The organism is Sinomonas gamaensis (assembly GCF_005876955.1).
Lineage (GTDB): Bacteria > Actinomycetota > Actinomycetes > Actinomycetales > Micrococcaceae > Sinomonas > Sinomonas gamaensis.
The window spans coordinates 140,907-165,269 of record NZ_SSCL01000001.1 but is presented as its reverse complement, the minus strand read 5'-3'; the positions used below and the strand labels follow the sequence as shown (position 1 = coordinate 165,269).

The window sequence follows — 24,363 nt, the reverse complement described above, 5'->3', positions numbered from 1 at the left end:
AGCTTGTCCATTAGTGCGCCACCTCACGGTAGGACTCGTGCCAGTGCAGAAGCCGCCGCTCCGCGACCCGCGTCCCCAGCTGGAACAGCAGGCCAAGGATGCCCAGCACGATCACGAGAGCGTAGAGCGTCGGGTAGTCGCCGCCGGCCTGGGCGAGGTACAGGCTCTGGCCGAGCCCGGGCCCGCCGCCCAAGAGTCCAGCGACGACCGTGATGATGAGCGCGGCAGGAGCCGATACCCGCATTGCCGTCCCGATGTACGGCATGGCGCTCGGGAGCACGATGCGGACGAGGATCTCGACCGGCTTCATTCCGTATGAGCGGGCGGTGTCACGGGCCACGGGGTCTGTGCTGTGGACGCCGTCGACGGTCTGCATCACGATCGGCAGGAGGCAGCCGAGGAAGACGAGGAACCAGGACATCTGCCCGGTGGGTCCGAGGATGAGCACCACGAGCGGGAGGATCACGATGGGCGGGATCGGCTTGAGGAATTCGAGGGCCGCGCGCGTCGCGTAGCGCACGGGCTCGAAGCTCCCCACAAGGATCCCGACGACGATCCCCCCGAGGCCTGAGGCAGCGAGGCCGAGGAGGGCGATCCCGACCGTCTGGGCGAGCGCGGACCAGAAATCGGGGCTGCCAGCGAGTGCGCCGAGGTCGGTGGCGACGCTGCCCACCGACGGCAAGGAACCGCCAGCGGCGCGGGCCCCGGACGCGGCCTGCCAGAGGAGCAGAGCGGCGGCGACACCCCCGACCCCCGCTGCGAGCGGCTTGAACGACGTCCTCATGCTCAGAGAACCAGGTTTGCCGGCAGCTTCACGGGCGTCTTGAGGTACCCAAGCTCGACCATGGAATCGTTGACCCGCTGGATGTCGTCGGTCGTGACCTTGTCCGGCCAATAGTTCACCGCCCCGCCCTTGATGACGTCGATGGGGTTGTTCGTGATCTGTGCGCTCAGCTGCTGGGCCTCGTCGATGTGCTGGTTCGCATAGGCGTTCGCCTTGTAGATGGCGGCCTTGAAGCCCTCGATGGCCTTGCGCTCCTTCTGCAGCGCGCTGTTGCCCGTCACCCAGAGCCCTACTGCGCCGGCCTTGAAGAATTCGACACCTGGGGAAGCGAGCAGGCGGTCCCCCTGAGACATGGCCTTCGAGACGAACGGCGCGACGAGGGAAGCGGCGTCCACTCGGCCCGAGTTCAGTGACTGGAGCGCCGACGAGGGGTCGAGCACCATCCAGTTCACCTTCGAGGGGTCGCCGCCGTCGTCCTTGATCAGCTTGCTCACGGTGACTTCGAGCTGTGCTTTGCGGGCCGGGACGGACACCGACTTGCCTTCGAGGTCCTTCGGCCGCTTGATCGTCGAGTCCTTCTGGACCAGGAGGCCTGTGTCGTCCACCTTGGTCATGTCCTTGCTGGACATGGCCTCAGCCGAGTAGCCGTCCGCCGCGGCCACCACAGTCAACGGCACGTTGTTGCTGAGGGCGTTCAGAAGCGGGATCGACGGCGTGTAGGTGAGGTCGAGCTGCCCGCTCTGGGCGGCGGCAATTCCGGCTGGCGGATTTGCGACAACGGAGGTCTTCACGTCAAGGCCCTGTTCCTTGAAGAAGCCCTTGTCGATGGCGAGTTTGATCGCGGCGTCGCTGCCGATGCCGATGGTGCCGACCTTGAGGGTCGTGACAGAGTCGCCGGCGGCCGAACTCGCCGACGAGCTTCCTCCGCACGCAGAGAGCGCGAGCGCGAGGACGGCGGCGAGGGCCGCGGGAATGCTTCGTCGCATGGAGAGGTCTCCTCGTGATGGTGGGGGTGGGTGGGGGATGAAATTCAGAGCAGTGCTCGCTCGTGGACGGTGCGTCCGGCAGCGAGCGTGAGAGTGATGTCCGCATCGAGGAGCTCCTCGATGCGATCGTCGTCAGGCCACGGCGTGGACAGGACGCAGAGGTCGGCTGCCATTCCGTGCATGATGCGCCCCTTGACCGTCTCGGCGCGGTCCTGCCAGGCGGCGTCGGCGGTCATGGCGGCGAGTGCGCGGCGACCGCCGATGCGCTCGGGATCGTTCGGGGCACCCGTCGTGGTTCGGGTTCCCCGGCGCACGGCGGCCACGATGGTCTCGCGCCAGTCCGTGCTTGCCACCGGTGCATCCGAGGCAAGGCTGAATTTGATTCCCGCCTCTGACGCCGAACGCAGGGGCTGGTGGCGCGTGAACCGTGCGTTGCCGAGCAGACGGCGCATCGCGTCTCCGGCGCCGTGGCGGATCAGGGGATTCGTGCTGTAGCCGACGCCGTGCCGCGCCATGCGCGACAGCGTCTCGTTGCTGCTGAAGGCACCGTGGATGATGTAGTGGCGGTTGAGGGCTGGGTTGGCCCGCGTGATGAGCGCGTCGACGGCCGTCCCGTGGCCGCGTCGCCCGTCGCGTGGATGCCGGCTTGGAGACCGGCGGCGTCGATGAGCTCCAGGATGCGCGCCAGTTCCTCGACGCGTTCCGCTTCGGAGCGGCCGACGACGACGAGGCTCCCCCGCGTGCAATGGTCACCGTACGGTTCGGTCATCCAAGCGGTTCCGCTGCGTGGGATGCCGTCCGCGAAGACCTTCACTCCGGCGATCCGAACGAGCGCGGAATCCAGACCTCGATCCGAGTATTCGCGGGCAAGGCCGCTGTTCAGCCCGGCCTCGACCGCGGCGGCATCCGCCCCGCCTGTGCCTGCAAAGAGCAGGAGGACTGTGGTGCGGAGCGTCAGCTCCCCCGCCTCGGCGAGGTCTCCCAACAGCCTCAGCGCGGCGACGGAACCGGAGCCGTCAAGCAGCCCGGCACTGGCCGGCCCCAATCCGGGCTCGGTAAGGGAGGTGATGCCCAAGGCGTGGAGACGACGCTGCATCGCAAGCATGGCCTCGCGAAGGGTGCGCTGCGGGATGGGCGGAAGCGCCCTGTTCAGCAACTCCATCGCGCCGTCCTGAAAGACGCCGGTGAGCTCGCCGTCAGCATCCCTGCCGACTACACCGCCCTCCGGGGCCTGGATGCCACGCGTGAGTCCGGCTCGCTCCAGGGCGTCCCGGTTCGCCACCAGCTGATGCCCTGTCGCGTCGAACGCGATGACCGGAACGCCTGGGCGAACGTCGAGGAGCTGGCCCTGCGCCGGTCCGATGAGGACGTCGTCCCAGCCCCGCGCACGGATCCACCCGTCGTCCCCAGGTTCGGCCCGCTCGAGGCTCGCTGCGACCTGTGCCCAGCTCGGGGCGGCCGCGGCATCCACCGAGACGTACCCGAACGCAGCCATGGAGGCGGCGGTGAAGTGGAGGTGGGCGTCGTTGATGCCTGGAAGAACAGCTCCCCCCTTAGCATCGACGACCGTCGTCGCCGGGCCGATCGCCGTGCCGACCTCATCCGATCCCACCGCCGTCACTCGCCCGGCTGCGATCGCCACGGCGTCCGCCTGCGGAGCCGACGCGTCCATGGTCAGCACGTCGGCATTGACGATCGCAACCTCGGCATCTGCCGTCATTCGTGTCTCCTCACGTCCGATGTGAGCTGGCCAACATCTCTGGACAGAAGTATGTCGCTTGACTAGGTCAGTTGACTAGGTTTTGTCGTAAAATCTTTTGTGACGGCTTCAGGAGCGGTCGTCTGCCTAGGATGGGCGCGTTGAGTGGGGAGGTCTGGATGCCGAGAATTCCGGCCGAGGAGCGGCGTTTGCAGTTCGTCGAAGCCGCGGCGCGCGTGATCGCCACGGAGGGACTTCCCGCCGCGACGACCCGGCGGATCGCGGCGGAGGCGGAAGCCCCGCTCGCGGCACTGCACTACTGCTTTCGCAACAAGGAGGAGCTGCTCCAGGAGGTCTACTACTTCCTGAGCCGCGACTACGCCAAGAGCCTCCCGCCCATCGCCGATCTGGGCGCAGGACTGCCTTCAGTGATCCGCCAGCACGCCCGGCGCATCTGGGAGCGCATGCGTCAGCGCCCGCACGAGCAGGTCACCACGTTCGAGCTGTTGCTGCGTCGATTCCGCGAGGGACCCGAGCAGGAGTCTGCGGCGCGCGAACAGAACCGCTCGATGTACGAGGGCTGGGTTTCGGCGACGAAGGAGCTCTTCCGCTCCGCTGCAGAGGCCGCAGGCCAGCCGGTACCTCCCAACCTCGATCTCATCGCACGGCTGTTCGTCTCCGGGATCGACGGCATCAGCATGCAGCACATCGCCGATCCCCACGAGGAACAGTCACGGCAGCTCATCGAGCTGCTCGCGGATTCCCTCGGGGCGCTCGTTTCCGCGGAAATGCAGGCCGAGGCCGCCGGCACCCGCAACGGGTGACAGCTGTGATGGATTGACGGCTGCGGGATCAGAACGGAGGAGGCTGCTCCCCCGCCGGGGGTTCGGCCCGTTCGTTGGCGGCAGGACCCGACTTCACTGCGACGCCTGGCTTCACCGCGACGCCTGGCTTCACTGCAACGTCTGGCGCGAGACCGCGGTCTAGCGGCCCCGCCATGGCTCGGCCCCCGAGCGGCGAGGTCCACGCCACGTCGTCCCCCTCGCGCTCGGACTTCCAGGAGCCGACACTCTTGAGCGCGTGATGTTTGCGGCATAGGGACTGCAGGTTGTCGGCGCCCGTCGTCCCGCCATGCTGCCACTCCACACGGTGATCGATGTCCGACCGTGACGCCGGGCAGCGGCAACCTGGGAACTGGCACGTTCCGTCGCGATACTCGATGAAGCGCCTCAACCCCTTCGGCGGCCGATACGCCGACCTGCCCAGACTGAGCGGGACCCCGTCCTCATCGACGCCGAGCCGCTGCCACGTGGGAGCGGCGATGGCGAGATCCCGAGCGGTCTCCGCATCTATCAGCCCATACCCGTCCAAGGCCGCGGGCTCATCGGACGAGCCCAGCAGTGCCGACGCCGAAACGTGCACGACGATCTCGGCCGCCGGGGTGGGCCCGACGTATTCCGGAGAGTTGAGCTCGCCTCCGAGCACGAGCCCGGCCAACAGGTCTGCGCGGAGCTGCGCAAGTGTCCGAACATCCTCGGGATCGGCGATCCGTTGGCGGCGGGCGAGCGAGTCGAGCCGAGAGAACGCGGCGAGTCCCGCTTCGGCGGGCATGAAGGCGGTCAGCGTGCACATGCCGTCCGGCTCAGGCTTGAACGTCACGCACCGATCCCGAGCAGCTCGGGACCGCCGCGCGGCGATCGTCTCGGGATGGAGCCGTTCCCGAAGATCCCTGACCGCTCGCCGGAACTCGCCAGGGGCCCGGTGCCTGCCGGTCCGCGTCTCGAGCTTCGCGAGCGCCTTGATGCCGAACTCTTCGGCTAGATGCTCCGGCAGATTCGAGGCCTCCTCCACGATGGCCCGAGCGTGAGCCTCCGAGAGGTCGCCGCACTCGAGCCGCTCAAGAATCTCGAGCTGCGGGCCGCAGAGAAGCTCGGAAGCAGTGACAAGGCGCGCGGCCGCTGACTCCGAGATGCCCTCGGCGACAGCCACTTCGGAAACGGCGAGAGCATGCGCGAGGCGCCCGTCGAAGCGCACCGGCTGTCCATGCTCCTGCTCGGCAACGCGTCGGGCCTCATCCTCGCAGGCGAGCCGCACCCGATCGACGGCGAGCGCCTCGACCGCCGCAAGAAAGGAACGCACGCTCCCGATGTCGACGAGCACCTGGCGCGCCTGCACGCCCGTCAGGTGCGAGGGGTCCGGATGCCACAGCGCACCCTTGAGGAGGGAGTCCGGAAGGGGAACAAGCACAACATCCCCCGACGACTCTATGACCGAGAAGTCCCTGCCCATCGATGCCCCCAATTCATCGAACGTAATGACTAATCATACCATAGGGTTTCGAACGTTCATTCCCGCATTCGCATCATCTAGCTCATACGTGCGCCCGCAAGAAGGGCACCAGCTCGTCGAGCACCGGGCCCGAGGGGAAGAGCGTCGAGGCATGGGTGCGTCCGGGAAGCTCCACGAAGCGGGCATGCGGCATGAGGGCCGCCGCGCGCTGCGACTGCTCGTGCCGGGGCAGGTCGAGCGTTCCGGCCAGGAGCAATGCAGGAACGGTCATCCGCGTCAGGGTCTGGTCGGGAATCCCCTCCCCAGCCTCGGTCGCCTCGAAATAGGCGGCGAGCGCCTCGGGGTCGTTCGCGAGGAAGGCGGCCCGGGTGACGGGATCGAGGCTGTTTCCGGCTGCCGCGAAGCCGTCCGCGAAAGCGCTCATTCCGCCCGAGCGGATTGCTTCCAGATAGCCGGGGAAGAACACCTTCGCCACCTGCCCCCGCTGCGATTGATACGTACCGCCGAGAGTCACGAGGCTGGCGACCCGCTCAGGCTTCCCTGCGGCGAGCGCAAACGCGACTCTCGAGCCGAAGGAATAGCCCACGATGTGTGCGCGCTCGATACCCTCGGCGCCCAGCACCGCAAGGACGTCCTCCACGACGAGGGGCATCGCGTACGCGTCGGCGTCGTGCGGCTTGCCGCTCCTTCCATGGCCGCGCAGGTCCAGGCGAAGCGTCCTGAATCCGTCAAGCGCCTTCACGTAGCCAAGGCCGCGCCAGATGGACCGCGAGAGCGCGGAGCCGTGGAGAAGGACGACTGCGGGCCCCTCGCCGGACGACTCGTAGGAAAGAAGCGTTCCGTCTGTGGGGTTGATGGCCGTGCTCACTGGGTCAGCGTACGGCCGCCTTCCGCCTGATCCAGCTTGCGGTGAGGAGCGCCGACGCGAAGTCCGCGCCCATGACGGCGAGTGCGGCAGCCGCATGCGCCGAAGGGAGGACCGTCGTGGCGGTCGTACCAGCACCGTGGGAATGCCCGAAGGCAGGCCCGGTGACGAGCAGGAGCGCACCGTGCAGCACGGCCATCCCCAGCGACATGGCCACGAGCATCCTCGCGGCCCCCAGGGAGGGCCGGTGGAGCATCTTCCAGGCACAGGGGGCGCAGGCGGACGCCATCACGAGAGAGAGGGCTGCCATCCAGCCGCCAGACATTGCCATCCCGAGGTGGGCCACAGCTCCCAGGGCCGCCGCGAGGGCCGCCACGCGCGCATGAAGGACGGTGGCTCGCCGGAGCGAGGCGCGAGGAACTGGGTAATGAGCGGCCATGGGTCCACATTCGCCCATGTCCCGGAGGCAGGGCATTGAGCTCGGCGCACAGCCCTTGTCGAGGAGAGCAGAAGCCAAACCGCCGAAGCGACAGGCGCCTTTCGCCGTCGTCGTTATTCGTATATCCTATAGGATGTTCTTTGAAGGACTCAGCGTGGAGGCGCACCTATGACCAGACTCTGGAATGACCCTGCAGACTTCGCGGACGAGATGGTGGAGGGCTTCGCCCAGGCCAACAGCCAGTGGGTCCGGAAGGTCTACGGCGGCGTCTCGCGCTCGACCGCATCGCCCGAGCCGGAGGTCGCCGTCGTCATCGGCGGCGGGTCCGGCCACTACCCCGCCTTCGCCGGGCTCGTCGGACCCGGCCTCGCACACGGCGCGGCCATGGGAAACCTGTTCGCCTCGCCGTCTGCCCACCAGGTCGAGTGCGTCGCGAGGGCGAGCAACCGCGGCCGCGGCGTCCTGCTGAGCTATGGCAACTACGCCGGCGACGTCCTGCATTTCACCGAGGCGCAGGAAGCCCTGCGGGCGGAAGGGATCGACTGCCGCAGCGTGGCGGTCCGGGACGACATCTTCTCTGCCGGCCCCCATGAGCGCGAGAAGCGACGTGGCATCGCCGGCGACCTCACGGTCTTCAAGATCGCCGGTGCCGCAGCCTCCCTCGGCTACGACCTGGACGGCGTCGAGACCGTGGCGCAGCGTGCCAACGATCGCACCCGTTCCATGGGCGTCGCCTTCACCGGATGCACGATGCCGGGCGCGGCGGAGCCGCTGTTCACGGTCCCAGAAGGCCGCATGGCCATCGGCCTCGGCATCCACGGCGAGCCCGGACTCGCCGAAACGGGCATCCCGAGCGCGGACGGCCTCGCCGAGCTGTTCGTGGAGCACCTCCTCGCAGACGCCGAGATCCCGGACGGCGTGGAAGCCAGGGGCGGCCGGGCGGTTCCCGTCCTCAACGGCCTCGGCTCGGTGAAGTCCGAGGAGCTCTTCGTGGTCTACCGGCGCATCGCCCAGCTCGCGGAGGAGAAGGGCGTCACGCTCGTCGATCCCCAGGTGGGCGAGTTCTGCACGAGCTTCGACATGGCGGGCGTCTCGCTCACCCTGTTCTGGCTGGACGATGAACTCGAGCGCCTGTGGCTCGCCCCCGCGGACACACCCGCCTTCCGGCGCGGCGCCGTCGACTCGGGCGCCCTCGCGGCAGTCGAGGCCGACGGCGAGAGCGGGGCCGAAGGCGACCTGCCCGCTGCAACCGAGGATTCCCGCACCGCCGCGCGGCTGATCGCCGAGCTCCTCGAGGCGGCTCGCGAAGTGATCGACGAGAATGCCGACGAACTGGGCCGCATCGACGCGATCGCCGGCGACGGCGACCACGGCATCGGCATGCAGCGCGGGGTCAGGGCCGCAGCGGCAGCCGCTGCCACCCTCGCCGAGCAGGGCGCCGGGGCGGGGACCCTCCTGACGCGGGCGGCCGATGCATGGGCCGACCGCGCTGGCGGAACCTCCGGCGCGCTGTGGGGCGTCATCCTCCGCACCCTCGGCGCGCAGCTCGGGGACACCGAGGCGCCCGGGGCCAGCACCGTTGCCGACGGCGTGGCCCGTGCGTCGGAGGCCGTCATGGCGTACGGCAAGGCCAAGGTCGGAGAGAAGACGATGGTCGATGCGCTGGTCCCCTTTGCGGACACGCTCGCCCAGGGAGTGCACGACGGCGGCACCCTCGCCGACGCGTGGGCGTCGGCCGCCTCGGCGGCGTCCGCTGCTGCCGATGCCACCGCCGATCTCATGCCGGTCACGGGCCGCGCCCGCTCGCACGGCGAGAAGGCGCTCGGTGTCTCCGATCCGGGTGCCGTGTCCCTCGCCCTCATCGTGACGACCGTCGGTTCGCGGCTGGCCAGCGCGGCCGACGTCAGCCAGTAGCACCGCTAGCCAGTAGCCCGCTCTTACCTCCACGAACACCTCTTCAGAAGGAGACACCATGGCACGTCAGTGGCGGATCGTCGTCGGTTCGGACGACGCCGGATTCGAGTACAAGGAAGCAATCAAGAAGGACCTCGAGGCGCACGACCTCGTCGCCTCGGTCACGGATGTGGGTGTGACGGCAGACGGCCACACCAACTACCCGAAGATCGCCACAAGCGCGGCCGAAATGGTCGCACGGGGCGAGGCCGACCGCGCCGTGCTCATCTGCGGCACCGGCCTCGGCGTGGCGATCGCGGCCAACAAGGTCCCGGGGATCCGCGCGGTCACGGCCCACGACTCGTTCTCGGTCGAGCGCTCGGTGCTCTCCAACAACGCCCAGGTGCTGTGCATGGGCCAGCGCGTCGTCGGGCTCGAGCTCGCGCGTCGCAACGTGCGCGAATGGCTCACCTACGAGTTCGACGAAACCAGCGCTTCGAACGCCAAGGTCCAGGAGATCTGCGCCTACGAGGGCGTCTAGTCCGTGGCGCCTGGCATCGATCGGGCCGAGTACATCATCGGCGTCAGCCTCAAGATGTACTTCGGCCACGCTCGGACCCTCGCGTGGTGCCGGGACGTCGCGGCGCTCGGCCGATCGCACCCGGCGATACAGGATGGCCGCGCCGAGCTCTTCGTCGTCCCCGGATTCCTGTCGGTCCCCGCGGCGGTCGGCATCCTCGCTGATGTCGCCGCCGTCGGGGCGCAGGATCTCGCGGAAGCGGACACCGGGGCGTTCACCGGCGAGGTGAGCGGGGCCGAGATTGCCGAGGTGGGCGCGAGGCTCGCAGAGGTCGGTCACGCGGAACGGCGCCGGCTCTTCGGCGAGACCGACCGCGTGGTGCGCGCCAAGACCACCGCCGCGCTCCGCAACGGGCTGACCCCGATCCTGTGCGTGGGCGAGGCCGAGCGCGGGGATCCCGGCAGTGCGGCCCGTGAGTGCATCCGCCAGGTCGAGGACGCGCTCGCGTCTGCGCGGGCCGGGCAGCTCGGGGGCCGCGTCATCGTGGCCTACGAACCGCAGTGGGCCATTGGCGCCGAGGCGCCCGCTCAAGCCGACTACATTCGCTCGGTGTCTTCGGCCCTCCGCGATCACATCCGTTCGCTGCGGGAGTTCCCCGACTCCCGCGTCATCTACGGCGGGAGCGCCAAGCCCGGGCTTCTGACCGAGATCGCGCCGGACGTGGACGGACTGTTCCTCGGACGCTTCGCCCACCGGCCCGAATCCCTGGCCGCGGTCCTCGACGAGGTTCCTAGGCTCGCGCCCCGTGTTGGATGAACGTCACGAGATCGTCGAGGGTCTGCGTCATGTGCTCGTCCATCGCGTCGCGGGCGGCCCTCGGATCGCGGGTCTCGAGGGCTGCCAGCACGCGCTCGTGCATGACGATGGCGTGCTCCTGGATCTCGGGAACCGCTGAGGTCTCGGCACGCCGGGCCTCGAGGACCCGGTGAAGCGGCTGGAAGACGGCGGTCAGGAACATGTTGCCTGAGGCCTCGAGGATGACGTCGTGGAAGGCAAGGTCCGCCGCGACGAACTCCTCGAGGCTGTCGCTCGCGTGAGTCGCCCGCATCTCGGCGACGCAATCCCGGAGGCGCTCAAGGGCCTCGGGGGTGATCCGCTGGGCCGCGAGGGCGCAGGCCCCCGTCTCCAGCATGCGCCGCAGCTCAATGAGCTGCACGGCGGCGACGTCGTGGCCGATTTCGGCCGACGCCGCCCGCAGGACGGCGTCGAGGGAGTTCCACTGGGGGACGGGATTGACGAACGTCCCGCGGCCGCGCTGGACGCTGAGGATCCTTTGCGCCTCCAGAGTCTTCATCGCCTCCCGCACGGTCATGCGGCTGACCTCGTGCTGGGCTGAGAGTTCAAGCTCGCCGGGAACCAGGGAACCGGGAGGGAACTCCCCCGCGACGATCCGATCCAAAAGGTCGTCGGCCACCTCGCCGACGAGCGACTTTCGAGCCATCGTCCTCCGTCCCTGTTGCTCTCCGACAGTCTAGGGCTCCTCAATCCGGGCCCTTGCACTGTGACCGCCATCATGTCACGATATGTCAGACATCTTATGTTTCTCTTTGAACTTTTCCGCTATTCCCCACGATGAGGTGCCTGTGATCCTCGAAGACGAGCTGCTGTCGAAGTTCCCCCCTGACGCCCCGGTTCCCGCCCAGCAGGTGGCCGAGGCCGTTTCCGCGTCCAAGCGCGTCCTCGTCGTGCTCGACGACGACCCCACCGGAACGCAGTCGGTGGCTGACCTGCCCGTCCTCACCGCGTGGCAGCCCGAGGACTTCCGCTGGGCCTTCGCCGTGTTCGGCGACGAGGCGCGGCCCGCGGCCGTCTACGTTCTCACCAATACCCGCAGTCTCGATCCCGCCGAGGCCGCGGCCCGGAATCGCGAGGTCGTCGTCAACTCCCTTGAGGCGGCGCGGGATCTGGACCTCGAGCTCGCGTTCACGAGCCGGAGCGACTCGACCCTCCGCGGCCACTTCCCGCTTGAGACGGACACCATCGCCGAGACCCTCGAGACTTGTGCAGGACGAAGCACGGATGGCGTCGTCATGGTCCCCGCGTTCCCCGACGCCGGCCGCCTGACCATCGGGGCCATCCACTACACGCGCGGCGGCAACGGCACGCTCACTCCGGTCGCGGAGACCGAGTTCGCCCGGGACGCGACCTTCGGTTACGCGAACTCGAGTCTGGCCGAGTACGTCGAGGAGAAGTCTGCGGGACGGTATCGCGCGGCAGATGTGATCGTCCTGGACCTCGGGCTGCTCCGCACCGGCACTCCCGAGGAGAGCGCTGCCGCCATCGCGGACACCCTCGAGCCCGCCGCGAACCGCACGCCGATCGCCGTCGACATCGTGACCGAGAACGACCTGCGGCGCCTCGCGCTCGGACTTGCCGAGGCCGAACGACGCGGCAAGAACCTCATCTACCGCGTGGGACCGCCCTTCGTGCGCGGGCGGATCGGCCAAGACGTTCGAGCGCCCCTCAGCTCCGACGAGGCCCTCGGAGGCGACGCTCCCGAGCGTGGCGGCCTCGTCGTCGTCGGCTCCCACGTGGGGCAGACGACGCGCCAGCTCGAGGCGCTCCTGCGCCGGCTGCCATCAGTGCGCGTCGTCGAGCTCGACGTCGAACGCCTCCTCGGCGGCGACGACGCCCACGTCGCCGAGACCGCTGAGCGCGTCGTCGCGGCACTCGGCGAGGGCGACGTCGTCGTGCATACAAGCCGCACCCTCGTGACGGCCGACGACGCAGCCGCGAGCCTCGCGATCGCTCGGCGGGTCTCCGCGGCGCTCGTGGACGTCGTGCGCAGGACAGTTGCCACCGTGCACCCACGCTTCGTCGTCGCCAAGGGCGGGATCACTTCGTCCGACGTCGCCGCGCACGGCCTCGGCATCCGCCGCGCGATCGTCCGTGGGCCCATGCTCCCGGGCATCGTCTCGCTCTGGGAGCCCATGGAGGGACCCGCGCGCGGCATCCCCTACATCGTGTTCGCAGGCAACGTCGGGGACGACGGCTCGCTCGCCGACGTCGTAGGCAAGCTCAGCGTTGGCCAGCTCAGCAATCAGAAGGAAGCGATCAATGACTGAATCCGCTCAGGGCCGCTACACCGTCGCCGTGCTCGGCCTCGGCGCCATGGGCCTGCCGATGGCCACGCGCCTGGCCTCACGCCTCACCGTCCACGGCTTCGACATCTCTGAGGACCGCCTCTCGCTCGCCCGCGACGCGGGGATCGAGACGTTCGGCTCCGCGCAGGAGGCCGCCCGCGGGGCGGACGCCGTGCTGCTGGCGGTCCGCAACGGTGCGCAGCTCGAGGACGTGCTCTTCGGCGAGGCAGACGTGGCGCGGGAGCTCGCGCGCGGCGCGGTGGTCATCCTCACCAGCACCGTGGGGACGGGCCCCGTCACGGCGACGGCGGAGCGGCTCGCCGAGCTGGGAGTGGACCTCGTCGACGCGCCGCTCTCCGGCGGACCGGTGCGTGCGGGGAACGGCGACCTGCTCGTCGTCGTCGGCGCCCCTGAGAGCGCCATCGAGCGCGCCCGGCCGGTCCTCGACCTGCTCGCCTCGACGCTTACCGTCGTAGGCGACCGCGTCGGCGACGGCCAAGCCCTCAAGACCGTGAACCAGCTCCTGTGCGGAATCCACATCGCCGCGGCAGCCGAGGCTCTCGCCCTCGCCGACGCGATGGGCCTGGACCGTGCGAGGACTCTCGACGCGCTCACCGCGGGCGCGGCAGGCTCATTCATGCTCGGCGACCGCGGACGCCGGATGCTCGAGGCGTACGACGGCGAGGGCGCGCCCGTGCTGAGCCGGCTCGACATCTTCGTGAAGGACATGGGCATCGTGGGCCGGGCCGCGCGCGACGTTGCCCTGGCGACCCCTGTCGCGGCCGCCGCAGAGCAGCTCTTCCTCCTCGGCCAGGCCATGGGACTCGAGGCGGCGGACGACTCGTCCGTGATCCGTGTCCTCGCACCCGAGCTGCGCTCGGCCGCGCTGGCCGAAGGGTAGGCCGCGCCCCCTCCCCCGCCTTGACAAACGACGCGGATGAGAGGACGCTATATCCTATAGGATCTACGATCGCTTACGATCGACACCACCTGCAACGGAGCATCATGCCGGAGAATCCTCCTTACACCGCCGAAACCTGGCCTATCGCCACGTGCCTCCACGCGTTCCCCACCGTCGATGAGAACGGCGTGCGCCTGCATGACGCCGAGCCCGAGGTCTGGGACGACATGTTCGCCCAGATCGAAGAGGTCGGGTTCAATCTCGCCGAGCTTGCGGACAGCCACGTCCGCCCGGCCGACCTCTCGCCGGCTCGCCGCGACGAGTTCCTCGCCATCGCCGCCTCGCACGGGGTGGGCATCCCGTCCGTGCACCTCCAGCGGCAGAGCGTCATCATGCCGGGCCACGACGAGCGCAACCTCGAGTACGCGCACCGCACCATCGACGCCGCAGCGGAGTGGGGCATGAAGGTCTTCTCGACCGGACTGCACCAGCCGTTCAGCGAGGCCCAGAAGAAGGCGCTCTGGTTCTGGACCGCCGAGGGCCCGAAGGACCCCGCTGATCCCGAGATGTGGAACCTGGCGGTCAGCCGGATCCGCGAGCTCGGCAAGCACGCGGCTGAGGTGGGACTGCCCGTCTCCCTCGAGCTGTATGAGGACACGTACCTCGGCACCGCCGACAGCGCCGTGCGCTTCGTCGAGGAGGTCGGGCTGGACAACGTCGGCCTCAACCCGGACGTCGCCAACCTCATCCGTCTCCACCGTCCCGTCGAGGACTGGCGCGACCTCTACGCCAAGACGCTCCCCTACGCCAACTACTGGCACGTCAAGAACTACACCCGCGACGAGGCGGCCGACGGCAGCTGGGCGACGTCCGTGCCGTCGACCATGGAAACCGGCCTCATCAACTACCGGCAGGTGTTCCGCGACGCCCTCAAGCTCGGCTTCAGCGGCATCATCCTCACCGAGCAGTACGGCGGCGACAGCCTCGGCGTGTGCGCCACGAACCAGAAGTACATCCGTTCGCTCCTGCCCAAGGCCTAAGAAGGAAAGACTCATGACTCAGCGCGCTTCGGAAAATCAGCGCAAGATCGCCGTCGTCGGCTCGGGGTACATGGGAGGCGGCATTGCCCAGTCGCTGGCCCTCTCCGGCGCAACGGTGAAGATCGCGGACATCTCCGAGGAGATCGCCAAGAAGAACTACGATCGCCTCCTCGCCGAGGCTGCCGACTTCGCCGAGCAGGGCCTCTTCCCCGCCGACGCCGTCGAGCGCATCCAGGCGAACCTCTCTCCTGCGGCCTCCATCGAGGATGCCGTCGCGGACGCCGACTTCATCGAGGAGGCCGTCCCGGAGAAGATCGAGATCAAGCACGAGACGCTTCGCCGCATCAGCACGGCCGCCCGGCCGGAGGCCATCATCGGGTCGAACACCTCGACCATCCGCATCGCGGAGCTGGCCACCGCCGTCGAGCGCCCTGAGCGCTTCCTCGGGGTGCACTTCTCGAACCCGGCGCCATTCATCCCGGGCGTCGAGCTCATCCCGCATGAGGGCACCGACGAGAGCATCCTGCCGTTCGTCGAGGAGATCGTCGCCTCGACCGGCAAGGAGAGCGCGCGGGTCAAGGACTCGACCGGCTTCGTGCTCAACCGCCTCCAGTACGCGCTGTTCCACGAGGCGACGCAGATCGTCGAGGAGGGCATCGCTACCCCCGAGGACATCGACACGATCGTCCGGACCACCTTCGGCTTCCGCCTTCCGGCGTTCGGCCCGTTCGCGATCGCCGACATGGCCGGGCTCGACGTGTACGCGTTCTGCTACGCGTCGCTCCAGACCCGCTGGCCCGAGCGCTTCGCCACCCCCGAGTCGCTCCGCGAGCTCGTCGACGCCGGCAAGTTCGGCACGAAGTCCGGCGCCGGCTACCTGAACGTCCCCGCCGACCGTATTCCCGAGCTGGTGGCGTACCGCAACAAGGCGTACGTGGCCATCAAGAAGCTCATGGACGAGCTCGGTCCGGCACCGATCAACTGACCTTTCAGGAGAACCCCAATGACTGACTTTCCCGCGTCCCGCACCGTCGTCCTGACGGGCGCCGCATCGCCTCGCGGCATCGGACGCGCATCGGCCCACTACCTCGCCGAGCGCGGCTGGAACGTGGGCATCATCGATCTGGACGCCGACGCCGCCAAGAAGGTGGCCGAGGAGATCGCCCTCGAGCACGGCGTCAAGGCCGCAGGTGCCGGCGCGGACGTCTCGAATGAGGCCCAGGTCCGGGCTGCGTTCGACGAGCTCGAGGGTGCGCTTCCCCAGATCGTCGCGCTCGTGAACCTCGCTGGTGTGTCCTCGCCGGTCCCGTACCTCGAGGTCACGGCCGAGGAGTGGAACCGCGTGATGAACATCAACCTCAACGGCGTGCACTACGCAACCCGTCGCGCCGTCGAGTCGATGGTCAAGCACGGCGTCGGCCGCGTGGTGAGCCTTGCCTCCGTCTCCGCCCAGCGCGGCGGCGGAACCTACAGCAAGACTCCGTACTCCGCGGCCAAGGCCGGCATCATCGGCTTCTCGCGCAGCGTGGCCCGCGAACTCGGCCAGGATGGCGTCACCGTCAACGTGATCTCCCCCGGTCCGATCGACACGGACATCATGGGCGGCACCCTCACCGAGGAGCGCAAGGCCAAGATGGCGGCCGACGGCGTTCTGCCGCGCATTGGCACTCCGCGCGACATCGCCGCTGCAATCGCCTACCTCATCAGCGAAGACGCCGGTTTCGTGACGGGCCAGACCCTGAACGTCGACGGCGGCCTCTACATGCACTGAGGGCCGACCATTGCGAACTCTCTTCGGCACTTGGACCAAGTCCCGCTTCGCGTTCCTGGCGATCGGCATTGTGCTCGTCGCCTTCGGCGCGGTCTCGCTGTTCCAACACTAATCCCCACCCATCCTGAGTAGTTCATCTCAAAGGAGAGCTGAAGTGTCCACCTCCCCCGATCGGGCAGGCGTCCTGTCCATCCAGGGCACTACCCTCAAGTCCGCCATCTCCAAGGCGGCACGGCACCTCATGCCGATGCTCGTGATCCTCTACTTCGTGGCCTTCCTGGACCGCACGAACGTGGGGTTCGCCCAGGCCGCGCTCAAGGCCGACCGAGGCGTGGGAGACGCTGCCTTCGCCCTCGGCGCCGGCATCTTCTTCATCGGCTATGCCCTGTTCGAAGTTCCGAGCAACCTCCTGCTCAAGAAGTTCGGCGCGCGCTTCTGGCTCGCCCGCATCTCGATCACGTGGGGCATCGTCGCGGCAGCGTTCGCGTTCACCACGAACGACGTCATGTTCAACGTCCTGCGCTTCCTGCTCGGTGTGACCGAAGCCGGCCTGTTCCCGGGCGTGATCATGTACCTCTCCGAGTGGTTCCCGAACAAGGTCCGCGTCCAGATGTTCGCGATCTTCTACCTTGCCCAGCCGTTCTCGCAGATGATCGGCGCCCCGCTGAGCGGTGGCCTCATCAGCTTCGGTGACGCGCTCGGGTTCGCCCGCGGATGGCAGGTGATGTTCTTCGTCGAAGGCCTGCTTGCCGTCATCGTGGGCATTGCGGCGATCTTCTTCCTCACCAACAGCCCCGCCCAGGCGAAGTTCCTCAACGACGACGAGAAGGCGGCGCTTTCGAGCGCGATGGCGGTCGAGGACCAGGTCCGCACCGAGGACGGCCCGAAGGGCATCTGGCGTGCCATGGGCAACTGGAAGGTCTGGTACTTCACGGTCATCTACTTCGCACTGCAGATCGCTGTCTACGGCACCACGTTCTACCTCCCGCAGGAGGTCGCGGGGCTTCTGGGCAAGAAGGTCGGCTGGGAAGTCGGGCTCGTCTCGGCGATCCCGTGGCTCGTGGGCCTGTTCGCCTGCTACTACTTCGGTCGGGCCGCGAACACGATCCCCCGCCGGCGCAACTGGGGCACGCTGTTCTACATCGGAACCGGCCTGTTCATCATCGGCTCCGCATGGGCCGGCATGAACAACCAGCCCCTCCTCGGGATCGTGTTCATCACCCTGGCGGTCGCGAGCTTCCTCTCGGTCGGGCCGATCACGTGGGCCTACCCGACCTCGTTCCTCACCGGTGCGGCGGCGGCCGCCGGCATCGGCCTCATCAATTCGCTCGGCAACCTCGGCGGATTCGTCGCCCCGCTCATGCGGACGGCCTTCAACGATGCGATGCCGACCGCCAGCGGTGCGTGGGGCGTCGTCTCGCTCGGCGTGTTCGCGTTCCTCGCCGCGGTGATGATCTACCTCACCAAGTTCTTCCGCACCTCGAAGTCTGACGAGATGCTCGATGAGCCGGTGACGCCTCTCCACTGAGACCGGTTGCGCCCGAAGGGCTCAACCATTGCAGCAGCCGTGTGCCGGGCCGTCGTCATCGACGGCCCGGCACCGTCTTCTGACCCGCTTCTCCCCAGCACGACACGATAGGATCATTCGCATGCCCGCCGTCTCCGGTGGCCGCCGCCCGGCCAACCGCCAGCTCCTGGCCGACTACGTCTACCAGGAGCTGCTCGCGTCCCTCATGGACGGTCGGCTCGAGCCCGGGGCCGGGATCGGCATCGACCGGATGGCGCAGGAACTCGAGGTTTCCCAAACCCCCATCCGCGAAGCGCTCGCTCGCCTGGAGGCCACAGGGCTGGTGCGCCGCGAGGCACTCAAGGGGTATCGGGTCGCTCCGCTCTTCACCGCCGAAGAGTTGGACGAGCTCATGGATTCCCGCGCCGTCCTGGAGCCTCCGATCGCCGAGCGCGCGTGCGCCCATGTGACACCCGCCGTTCTGGCCGAACTGGAACAGGCCGTCGATGACCTGCGCGGAGCGCCCACCGGGCCAACCTTCGCCGAGTATGGGGCGTACTGGGAGGCCGACGAGCGGTTCCATCGGATCATTGCCCAGAACGCCCACAACAGGTTCCTGCTCAACGCATACAACGCCCTGGGCGGCCAAGTGCAGCGTTTCCGGTTCTTCGGAAATCTCGGCGTGACCGACGCCGAAAACGCCATCGCCGAGCACAGCCGCATCCTCGAAGCGTTTGAGGCCGGAGAGCCGGCCAAGGCCCGGGAAGCGATGCTCGCTCACATCTCGAACGTCAGAAGCCGCGCGATCAGCGACGCGAGCACCGCCACCACTTCCTAGATCTGACTAGGCCTGGCAGTCCCGACTGGGACTGGCTAACCGGCCCCCTGCTCCCGGGCGTACTCGGCGTGGGCCTCCGCGACGTGGAGGTCTGCGCCCTTCGTCTCCTTCACCAAGCACACCCCGATGAATGAGACGACCGCGGCGATGGCGATGTACACGCCGATCGTCCAGGACGCCTTGAACTCGTTCATGAGCATCTCGGCGATCATCGGCGCGAACGCCCCGCCCAAGATCGCCCCCAGGGCATAGCCGATGGAGACGCCCGAGTACCGGACCTTGGCCGGGAACATCTCCGCGTAGAGAGCTGACTGCGGGCCGTAGCTCAGGCCCAGCCCGAGCGTCATCACGAAGAGCGCCACGAAGTACCAGACGATGTTCTTGGTGTCGATGAGGAACCACATCGGCACGGCCCAGACGGCGAGGAACGCGTAGCCGATCTGGAACGTCCGGACCCGGCCGAGCCTGTCCGAAAGGGCTCCGCCCCAGAGCGTGAAGCCGAGCCAGCCGAAGGACGCGAGCGTGGTGGCGAGGAGCACCGTGGCCTGATCCATCTTGAGCGACTTGGCAGCGTAGGTGGAGAAGTAGGCGATGAGCAGGTAGCCGGCCGCGTTGTTCGCGATGAAGATGACGGCCGTGAGGACGACCTCTTTGAGGTTGTAACGGAACAGCTGGCCGAGCGGCGCCGACGATTCCTTGCGCCGTTCCAGGAGCTGCGTGAAGACAGGGCTCTCCTCCACCGCTCGCCGGATCATGTAGCCAACCGCGATGAGCACGATCGAGAGGAGGAATGGGAGGCGCCATCCCCACTCCCCGAACGCCGGGCCCATGACGGCGGTGAGCAGCCACAGCGTGAACGTGGCCAGGATCATTCCGATCGGAACGCCGATCTGGGGGTAGGCGCCGAAGTAGCCACGTCGGCCCCGAGGCGCGTGCTCGACCGCCATGAGGGCGGCCCCGCCCCATTCGCCGCCCGCCGAGAAGCCCTGGATCACCCGCAGGAGGATCAGCAGAACGGGTGCTGCGATGCCCGCCTGGGCGTACGTCGGGAGGACGCCGATGAGGGAGGTGGAGAGGCCCATGAGGATGAGCGTGAAGACGAGCATCTTCTTCCGCCCGAGTCGATCGCCGAGGTGTCCCGCGACGATGGCGCCGAGGGGACGGAAGAGGAACGAGATGCCGATCGTCGCGAAGGACAGCACCTGGGCGAGGCCGGCGTTGTCCTTCGCGACAGGAGCGAGGAACAGGGGCGCCAAGACGACGCCCGCCGCCTGTGCATAGATGAAGAAGTCGTACCACTCGATGGTGGTGCCGACGAGCGTGCCTGCGAGGACCTTGCGTTCCTCTCGGGACAGCTGGCCGGAGCGCGCTGCAGCGTCGCTCGTGGTGTGGGTCATGCGAACTCCGTCGTTCTCAGGGGTGCGAGCCCAGAAGGGATGGTGTCACGAAATAGTGACCGATTGGTCGGTCACTATTGGTGAGAATACAGGATGTGTGAGTCGCAGCACAGGGCGCCTCAGTCGTTGCGGTGCAGCAGCTCCCTCACCCGGGCGCGCAGGGGCTCGCGGTCGTAGCTGTTGACGAGCGCGCCGGCCATCCGGACCGGGTCGCCGAAGAAGAAGTACTCATACAGCGACTGGCGTCCCGCGAAGCCTGAGACGGACGCGTCGAGGGCGAGCTTGAAGAGGCGCAGGCGCTCGGGGCCGGTGAGGGACTTGCCCTGCAGGTACATCTCGATGTCCTGGCGCGCCACGTCGAGGTCGGCTTCGCCCGGGAGCGCCATGAGCCCGGAGGCGCAGAACTTCCGGATGATCTCCGGGTAGCGCTGCGAGGCCTTCGGATACCAGTTGCGGGCAGCGTTCAGAGTGGGCCAGTGCGGCAGCATCACGCCGTCGTCGCTCAGCTCGGCCTGCGCCTCGGAGGCGACCACGAAGGCCCTGCCGATCTCCACATTCCTGATCAGCTCGGCAAGGTCCTCCTGGATGTGCTGGAACCCGTCGATGCCGATGGACACGGCAATCTCCGAGGCCAGGCCGAGGAAGAACTCGCTCTTGGCAAGAGTGCGGGTCACGACCTGATGGGTCATGAGGGCTGCCGCGCCAGTGTCGGAGTACCACTGGTTGCACAGCTCGGGATGCCCGAGCATGAAGACGCGCTCGTTCGGGACGAAGACGTCGTCGAAGACCACGACGGCGTCGACCTCCTCGAAGCGGCTCGCGAGCGGCTCGTCGTGGTGACTTCCGCCATGGTGCAGTCCGGCCCTGCACAGATACCGCAGCCCTGGCGCGTCGTTCTGGATGGCGAACGCGAAGGAGTACGGGGCGTCCTCGGGCGTCGCGCGCAGCAGCGTCGAAGGGAAGACCAGGAGTTCGTCGGCGATGGGCGCGATCGTGGCGAGCATCCGTGCGCCACGGATCACCACGCCGTCGTCGCGCTCCTCGACAACGCGCGCGGCGAGCTGCCCACCCAGCTGCTCGGAACCGGACACCGAACGGTTGGCCTGAGGCGGAATGAGCGTATGGGTTGCCAGGAGATCCTGCTCGCGCGCCATCTCGTAGTACGCCTCCACGCGCTCACCGAAAACCGGATCGGCACCGGCGAAGAACTTCTTGGCCGAGGCGAGGGCCGTGAGCGCGGAATTCATGTAGTCCCCCGTGCGGCCGAGGAACCCGTTCGAGTACTGAGCCCAGACCGACATGGCACGGCGTCGCCTCTCGAGATCCTCCTTGGTTCTCGGGACGAGGAAAGACGCGTTGACCAAGTCTCCCGTCGTCGGCGACGGGTACGTGAGCACATTCTGGTACTGCGGGTCGTGCTGCAGATCGAACAGGTGTGCGTAGGTCCGGGCGAGGCCCCTGAACGCGGGATGTTCCGCGAGGTTCTCCGAGACGACCTCGCCGTCGATCACGAGGTGGGGCCGCATCGAGTTGAGCTTCTCCAGGAATTGCTGGCCGGTTCGGATGCCCATGGTGTTTCCCTTCGTCCTCGAGCGGATGGTCAGAGCAGGTCTTCGACGCCGAGCTGGCTTTCGGGAATCGTGGTGAAACGTCCGTTGGCAAAGGCAAGGGCGTCTCCCGAGCGGTAGCCGAAGTCCACCACTTCGCCCAAGTACAGGGTGTGGTCGCCGCCGTCGTAGGCAGCCCACGGCTTGCATTCGAAATAGGCCAGCACGCGCGCCAGGCGCGGGGCGAGCGGGCTCTCGACCCATACCGGTTCAACGCCTGGCTGGCCCGCGAAGTGGCGCGCGAGGGCCTCCTGTTCGGCCCCGAGGATGTTCACCGAGAACGGGCGTCCGGCGAGTTCGTCGTGGGCCCGCGTGTGGCGCGCGATGCTCACCAGCACAAGTGGCGGATCCAGCGAGACGGATGTGAACGAGTTGACGGTGATGCCGTGGCGCTTCGTCGCGCCGTCGAACGTCACGATCGCGACCCCCGTCGCAAAGCGGCCCAAGCTCCCCCGGAAGTGATGCGACCTCGAACGCACGGTCCTGCCCTGCCGCTCGGGAAGCGCTCCTGGCTGGGCGAACATGGGCAACGCCTCTTGTCCGATCCTCGAGGTTGGTCAATAATGAATCTTGTTCGATAATAGAATTTCTTGTGCCGATATCGAACACAATCACTTTAAGGGACCGCACGAGGGAGCACAAGGCCTCGTCAGTCGTGCAGTCCCCAGCCAAAGGAGCGCACCCCATGCCGCACGCCAGCGAGACAGCGGCCCATTCACAGACCCTATCCCGGGGCGTACGGGCCCTCGAGATCCTGGCCGACTCCCGGGTTCCGCTCACGATCGCCGAATTGGCAGAATCGCTCGGCGTCCACCGCTCCATCGCGTACCGCATCATCCGCACACTCGAGGACCATTCGCTCATCGAACGCGATGACTCCGGGCGGCTCCAACCCGGAGTCGGCCTGGCAGTGCTGGCCCGAGGCGTGGCCCGCGATCTTCAGACGGCCGCCTCGCCGGAACTGGGCGGGCTGGCCGATGAACTCGGCATGACCGCCTTCGTTGTCGTGTGGGATCACGCCGACTGCGTCACCCTCGCCACTGTCGAACCGCGCCACAACGGCACAGCCATCGCGCAGCGCCCCGGCACCCGTCACAGCATTGCGTCAGGCGCCCCGAGCATCGCCATCCAGTCCGCAGTCGGGCGGACTGAATGGGAGCGCCGAATGCCGGACATCCCTTACCGCACCGAAGCCGACGAGGCCCGCGAGCGCGGGTACGCCATCAGCCACGACGAGGTGATCCCCGGCGTCTTCTCGATCGCCGCGCCGATCGTGCCGTCGCGGCAGCGGCCGTCAGCGATCGCCGTCGTCCATCTGGGCGGCAACATGGACACGGAGAACATCGGCCGCCACCTTCAGGAGGCGGCGCGGCGCATCGCGCATTCGCTCGGCTGATCGCCTTTCGCTGTACGCGCGGTGAAAGGCCGTGCGCGTGGCGTCAGCCGCGGCGCATGACGACGACGGCGAGCCCCAAGGCGAGGAGCGCGCCTCCCGCGGCTGTGGGCGCGGCGAAGGCGAGGGCGGATCCACCGTGCGAGGCGAGCTGGCCCCCCAGCGCGGAACCGAGGGCCGTGCCCGCGACGATGCCGCTCGCGAGACCCGTCATCACCGTGCTGGTCCTTCCCGCGGGCGCAACCCGGCCGCCGATGCCGAAGACGGTGACCATGATGGGGCCCACGGGGATGCCGACCAGCAGAAGGGCGGCTGTCATTGAGTCCATGCTGTCGGGCACGAACAGCGTCAGGCTGAAGAGAAGCATCGCCGCCGCACAGGCGACCCACCGCGGGGCGAGGCCGAACGCCGTCGGCCATGCCGCCACGCTCAGCGCGGCGACTGCCGAGGTGAGCCCGACAGCGGCATAGAGGAGCCCGCCGAGGTCCGGGGATCCGTGTTCGCCGGCGAACGCGGTGAGCGCCGCCTGCGTGCTTCCGAAGAAGGCGCCCATCGCGATCATGGCCGCGACAGGGACGAGCACCACGGCCCACTCCCGCCCTGAGACGCGGGGGACGTCGTGGGGCGCGAGCGGACGCGCCGCGTGCGCCGTCGGGTGCAGCGCGAACCACGTCACGAACGTGGCCGTGAGCAGGGCCGCCGCCGCCAGCGGGACCCAGGGAGCGATCCCCGCGCCCAGGACGCCCACGAGCGCCGGTCCGAGGACGAACGTGACCTCATCGGCGGTGCCCTCGTAGGAGAGCGCGGCGTCTAGCTCGAGCGCCTTGAGAGTTCTTCCGTCGGTCAGGCCGATCCAGCGGGCCCGAGCGAAGGGGCCCACCTGAGGGGTGGTGAGCCCGGCGGCGAGCGCCGAGACCACCACAGGTGCGGGACTCCCCGTCCCACCCGAGGGAGGTAATGAACACAGAACGACGGCGATTACCGCTGCGGAGTTGAGGCCGGCCGCCACCAGAAGGACCGCCCTCTGGCCGATGCGGTCCGCGAGGGCGCCCAGGATCGTGGCCCCGACCGCGGAGCCGACGCCCACGGCGCCGGCCGACAGTCCTGCGAGGGCGTAGGAACCGGACGTCACGGAGACAAGGGTCAGGGTCCCGATCGTCAGCATCGCGAGGGGCAGACGCGCGACGAGGCCCAAGGGAAGAAAGCCGGGACCCGCCAGATCGGGCAGGACCTTGTAACGCGACAGGACGGAAACACGGATCGACACGAGGTACACCTCACCTCATGCGCG

24 protein-coding genes are annotated in these 24,363 nt (G+C 68.2%); 12 read left to right on the top strand and 12 right to left on the bottom strand.

What is annotated here, in order from left to right:
- Positions 1–10: 10 nt before the first annotated feature.
- From E5679_RS00780 to E5679_RS00770, 4 genes are read right to left on the bottom strand one after another with little or no spacing between them, the layout of a single operon-like run.
- Entirely contained in the window at positions 11–784 is a 774-nt protein-coding gene (locus tag E5679_RS00780) for an ABC transporter permease (protein ID WP_138413199.1), read from the bottom strand.
- A 2-nt stretch (positions 785–786) separates the two neighbouring features.
- A complete protein-coding gene (locus tag E5679_RS00775; RefSeq protein WP_138413198.1) occupies positions 787–1,770 on the bottom strand; it encodes an ABC transporter substrate-binding protein in 984 nt (327 codons plus the stop codon).
- 44 nt (positions 1,771–1,814) lie between these two features.
- The gene (locus E5679_RS21390) at positions 1,815–2,324 is read right to left on the bottom strand and encodes an amidohydrolase family protein (protein ID WP_275092535.1); all 510 of its coding nucleotides are present in this window, start codon (positions 2,322–2,324) and stop codon (positions 1,815–1,817) included.
- Positions 2,246–3,490 (bottom strand): amidohydrolase, encoded by a 1,245-nt coding sequence (locus tag E5679_RS00770; protein ID WP_275092530.1) that lies wholly within the window; start codon positions 3,488–3,490, stop codon positions 2,246–2,248. Before E5679_RS00770 ends, E5679_RS21390 begins: the two co-directional genes overlap by 79 nt.
- A 158-nt stretch (positions 3,491–3,648) precedes the next feature.
- Here E5679_RS00770 and E5679_RS00765 point away from each other — a divergent pair, with 158 nt between their 5' ends.
- Positions 3,649–4,293: a TetR/AcrR family transcriptional regulator gene (locus E5679_RS00765; RefSeq protein ID WP_138413197.1), complete on the top strand. Its 645-nt coding sequence runs from the start codon at positions 3,649–3,651 to the stop codon at positions 4,291–4,293.
- Positions 4,294–4,321: 28 nt separating this feature from the next.
- Here the strand turns inward: E5679_RS00765 and E5679_RS00760 are convergent, their stop codons facing one another.
- From E5679_RS00760 to E5679_RS00750, 3 genes are all read right to left on the bottom strand, one after another.
- Positions 4,322–5,758: an HNH endonuclease gene (locus E5679_RS00760; RefSeq protein ID WP_171042194.1), complete on the bottom strand. Its 1,437-nt coding sequence runs from the start codon at positions 5,756–5,758 to the stop codon at positions 4,322–4,324.
- Between the two features lie 82 nt (positions 5,759–5,840).
- Positions 5,841–6,626 (bottom strand): alpha/beta fold hydrolase, encoded by a 786-nt coding sequence (locus tag E5679_RS00755; RefSeq protein ID WP_138413195.1) that lies wholly within the window; start codon positions 6,624–6,626, stop codon positions 5,841–5,843.
- Between the two features lie 4 nt (positions 6,627–6,630).
- Positions 6,631–7,062 carry a hypothetical protein gene (locus E5679_RS00750; protein WP_138413194.1) on the bottom strand — a complete coding sequence of 144 codons (432 nt, stop codon included), beginning with the start codon at positions 7,060–7,062 and terminating at the stop codon, positions 6,631–6,633.
- A gap of 168 nt (positions 7,063–7,230) precedes the next feature.
- Between E5679_RS00750 and E5679_RS00745 the strand changes: the two genes are divergently transcribed.
- The 3 genes from E5679_RS00745 to E5679_RS00735 are packed head-to-tail and all read left to right on the top strand — an operon-like array spanning position 7,231 to position 10,291.
- Positions 7,231–8,976 (top strand): dihydroxyacetone kinase family protein, encoded by a 1,746-nt coding sequence (locus tag E5679_RS00745; RefSeq protein ID WP_138413193.1) that lies wholly within the window; start codon positions 7,231–7,233, stop codon positions 8,974–8,976.
- 58 nt (positions 8,977–9,034) lie between these two features.
- A complete protein-coding gene (locus E5679_RS00740; RefSeq protein ID WP_138413192.1) occupies positions 9,035–9,496 on the top strand; it encodes a ribose-5-phosphate isomerase in 462 nt (153 codons plus the stop codon).
- Between the two features lie 3 nt (positions 9,497–9,499).
- Positions 9,500–10,291, top strand: a complete 792-nt coding sequence (locus E5679_RS00735) for a triose-phosphate isomerase family protein (RefSeq protein ID WP_249335866.1) — start codon at positions 9,500–9,502, stop codon at positions 10,289–10,291.
- Here the strand turns inward: E5679_RS00735 and E5679_RS00730 are convergent.
- Positions 10,266–10,976: a FadR/GntR family transcriptional regulator gene (locus tag E5679_RS00730; protein ID WP_138413191.1), complete on the bottom strand. Its 711-nt coding sequence runs from the start codon at positions 10,974–10,976 to the stop codon at positions 10,266–10,268. The two genes, E5679_RS00735 and E5679_RS00730, sit on opposite strands and share 26 nt — an antisense overlap.
- A gap of 142 nt (positions 10,977–11,118) precedes the next feature.
- Between E5679_RS00730 and E5679_RS00725 the strand changes: the two genes are divergently transcribed.
- The 7 genes from E5679_RS00725 to E5679_RS00695 all read left to right on the top strand — a co-directional run bounded on the left by E5679_RS00725 (position 11,119) and on the right by E5679_RS00695 (position 18,675).
- A complete protein-coding gene (locus E5679_RS00725; protein ID WP_138413190.1) occupies positions 11,119–12,600 on the top strand; it encodes a four-carbon acid sugar kinase family protein in 1,482 nt (493 codons plus the stop codon).
- Positions 12,593–13,519: an NAD(P)-dependent oxidoreductase gene (locus E5679_RS00720; RefSeq protein WP_138413189.1), complete on the top strand. Its 927-nt coding sequence runs from the start codon at positions 12,593–12,595 to the stop codon at positions 13,517–13,519. Before E5679_RS00725 ends, E5679_RS00720 begins: the two co-directional genes overlap by 8 nt.
- Before the next feature lie 104 nt (positions 13,520–13,623).
- On the top strand, positions 13,624–14,559 hold the full coding sequence (locus E5679_RS00715; RefSeq protein WP_138413188.1) for a sugar phosphate isomerase/epimerase family protein: 936 nt from the start codon (positions 13,624–13,626) through the stop codon (positions 14,557–14,559).
- Between the two features lie 13 nt (positions 14,560–14,572).
- On the top strand, positions 14,573–15,544 hold the full coding sequence (locus E5679_RS00710; protein ID WP_138413187.1) for a 3-hydroxyacyl-CoA dehydrogenase family protein: 972 nt from the start codon (positions 14,573–14,575) through the stop codon (positions 15,542–15,544).
- A gap of 18 nt (positions 15,545–15,562) precedes the next feature.
- Positions 15,563–16,330 (top strand): SDR family NAD(P)-dependent oxidoreductase, encoded by a 768-nt coding sequence (locus E5679_RS00705; RefSeq protein ID WP_138413186.1) that lies wholly within the window; start codon positions 15,563–15,565, stop codon positions 16,328–16,330.
- 154 nt (positions 16,331–16,484) lie between these two features.
- The gene (locus E5679_RS00700) at positions 16,485–17,858 is read left to right on the top strand and encodes an MFS transporter (protein ID WP_249335865.1); all 1,374 of its coding nucleotides are present in this window, start codon (positions 16,485–16,487) and stop codon (positions 17,856–17,858) included.
- A gap of 121 nt (positions 17,859–17,979) precedes the next feature.
- Positions 17,980–18,675: a GntR family transcriptional regulator gene (locus E5679_RS00695; protein WP_138413185.1), complete on the top strand. Its 696-nt coding sequence runs from the start codon at positions 17,980–17,982 to the stop codon at positions 18,673–18,675.
- A gap of 35 nt (positions 18,676–18,710) precedes the next feature.
- Here the strand turns inward: E5679_RS00695 and E5679_RS00690 are convergent, their stop codons facing one another.
- From E5679_RS00690 to E5679_RS00680, 3 genes are all read right to left on the bottom strand, one after another.
- A complete protein-coding gene (locus E5679_RS00690; RefSeq protein WP_138413184.1) occupies positions 18,711–20,072 on the bottom strand; it encodes an MFS transporter in 1,362 nt (453 codons plus the stop codon).
- Positions 20,073–20,191: 119 nt separating this feature from the next.
- Positions 20,192–21,643: a 4-hydroxyphenylacetate 3-monooxygenase, oxygenase component gene (gene hpaB / locus E5679_RS00685; protein WP_138413183.1), complete on the bottom strand. Its 1,452-nt coding sequence runs from the start codon at positions 21,641–21,643 to the stop codon at positions 20,192–20,194.
- A 29-nt stretch (positions 21,644–21,672) separates the two neighbouring features.
- Positions 21,673–22,203, bottom strand: coding sequence for a flavin reductase family protein (locus E5679_RS00680; RefSeq protein WP_138413182.1), 531 nt, complete (start codon positions 22,201–22,203; stop codon positions 21,673–21,675).
- Between the two features lie 161 nt (positions 22,204–22,364).
- On the opposite strand from E5679_RS00680, the gene E5679_RS00675 reads away from it, so the two are divergent.
- Positions 22,365–23,075, top strand: coding sequence for an IclR family transcriptional regulator (locus E5679_RS00675; RefSeq protein ID WP_138413181.1), 711 nt, complete (start codon positions 22,365–22,367; stop codon positions 23,073–23,075).
- 43 nt (positions 23,076–23,118) lie between these two features.
- Here the strand turns inward: E5679_RS00675 and E5679_RS00670 are convergent, their stop codons facing one another.
- Positions 23,119–24,339: an MFS transporter gene (locus E5679_RS00670; RefSeq protein WP_249335864.1), complete on the bottom strand. Its 1,221-nt coding sequence runs from the start codon at positions 24,337–24,339 to the stop codon at positions 23,119–23,121.
- Between the last annotated feature and the right edge of the window lie 24 nt (positions 24,340–24,363).

Bases quoted from the DNA above. Each gene is read 5' to 3' on its own strand.
- E5679_RS00740 (WP_138413192.1), top strand. From the start codon at position 9,035: ATGGCACGTCAGTGGCGGATCGTCGTCGGTTCGGACGACGCCGGATTC.
- E5679_RS00745 (WP_138413193.1), top strand. From the start codon at position 7,231: ATGACCAGACTCTGGAATGACCCTGCAGACTTCGCGGACGAGATGGTG.
- E5679_RS00720 (WP_138413189.1), top strand. From the start codon at position 12,593: ATGACTGAATCCGCTCAGGGCCGCTACACCGTCGCCGTGCTCGGCCTC.
- E5679_RS00770 (WP_275092530.1), bottom strand. From the start codon at position 3,490: ATGACGGCAGATGCCGAGGTTGCGATCGTCAATGCCGACGTGCTGACC.
- E5679_RS00675 (WP_138413181.1), top strand. From the start codon at position 22,365: ATGCCGCACGCCAGCGAGACAGCGGCCCATTCACAGACCCTATCCCGG.
- E5679_RS00710 (WP_138413187.1), top strand. From the start codon at position 14,573: ATGACTCAGCGCGCTTCGGAAAATCAGCGCAAGATCGCCGTCGTCGGC.
- E5679_RS00730 (WP_138413191.1), bottom strand. From the start codon at position 10,976: ATGGCTCGAAAGTCGCTCGTCGGCGAGGTGGCCGACGACCTTTTGGAT.
- E5679_RS00760 (WP_171042194.1), bottom strand. From the start codon at position 5,758: ATGGGCAGGGACTTCTCGGTCATAGAGTCGTCGGGGGATGTTGTGCTT.
- E5679_RS00750 (WP_138413194.1), bottom strand. From the start codon at position 7,062: ATGGCCGCTCATTACCCAGTTCCTCGCGCCTCGCTCCGGCGAGCCACC.
- E5679_RS00775 (WP_138413198.1), bottom strand. From the start codon at position 1,770: ATGCGACGAAGCATTCCCGCGGCCCTCGCCGCCGTCCTCGCGCTCGCG.
- E5679_RS00690 (WP_138413184.1), bottom strand. From the start codon at position 20,072: ATGACCCACACCACGAGCGACGCTGCAGCGCGCTCCGGCCAGCTGTCC.
- hpaB (WP_138413183.1), bottom strand. From the start codon at position 21,643: ATGGGCATCCGAACCGGCCAGCAATTCCTGGAGAAGCTCAACTCGATG.
- E5679_RS00715 (WP_138413188.1), top strand. From the start codon at position 13,624: ATGCCGGAGAATCCTCCTTACACCGCCGAAACCTGGCCTATCGCCACG.
- E5679_RS00765 (WP_138413197.1), top strand. From the start codon at position 3,649: ATGCCGAGAATTCCGGCCGAGGAGCGGCGTTTGCAGTTCGTCGAAGCC.
- E5679_RS00680 (WP_138413182.1), bottom strand. From the start codon at position 22,203: ATGTTCGCCCAGCCAGGAGCGCTTCCCGAGCGGCAGGGCAGGACCGTG.
- E5679_RS00695 (WP_138413185.1), top strand. From the start codon at position 17,980: ATGCCCGCCGTCTCCGGTGGCCGCCGCCCGGCCAACCGCCAGCTCCTG.
- E5679_RS00705 (WP_138413186.1), top strand. From the start codon at position 15,563: ATGACTGACTTTCCCGCGTCCCGCACCGTCGTCCTGACGGGCGCCGCA.
- E5679_RS00780 (WP_138413199.1), bottom strand. From the start codon at position 784: ATGAGGACGTCGTTCAAGCCGCTCGCAGCGGGGGTCGGGGGTGTCGCC.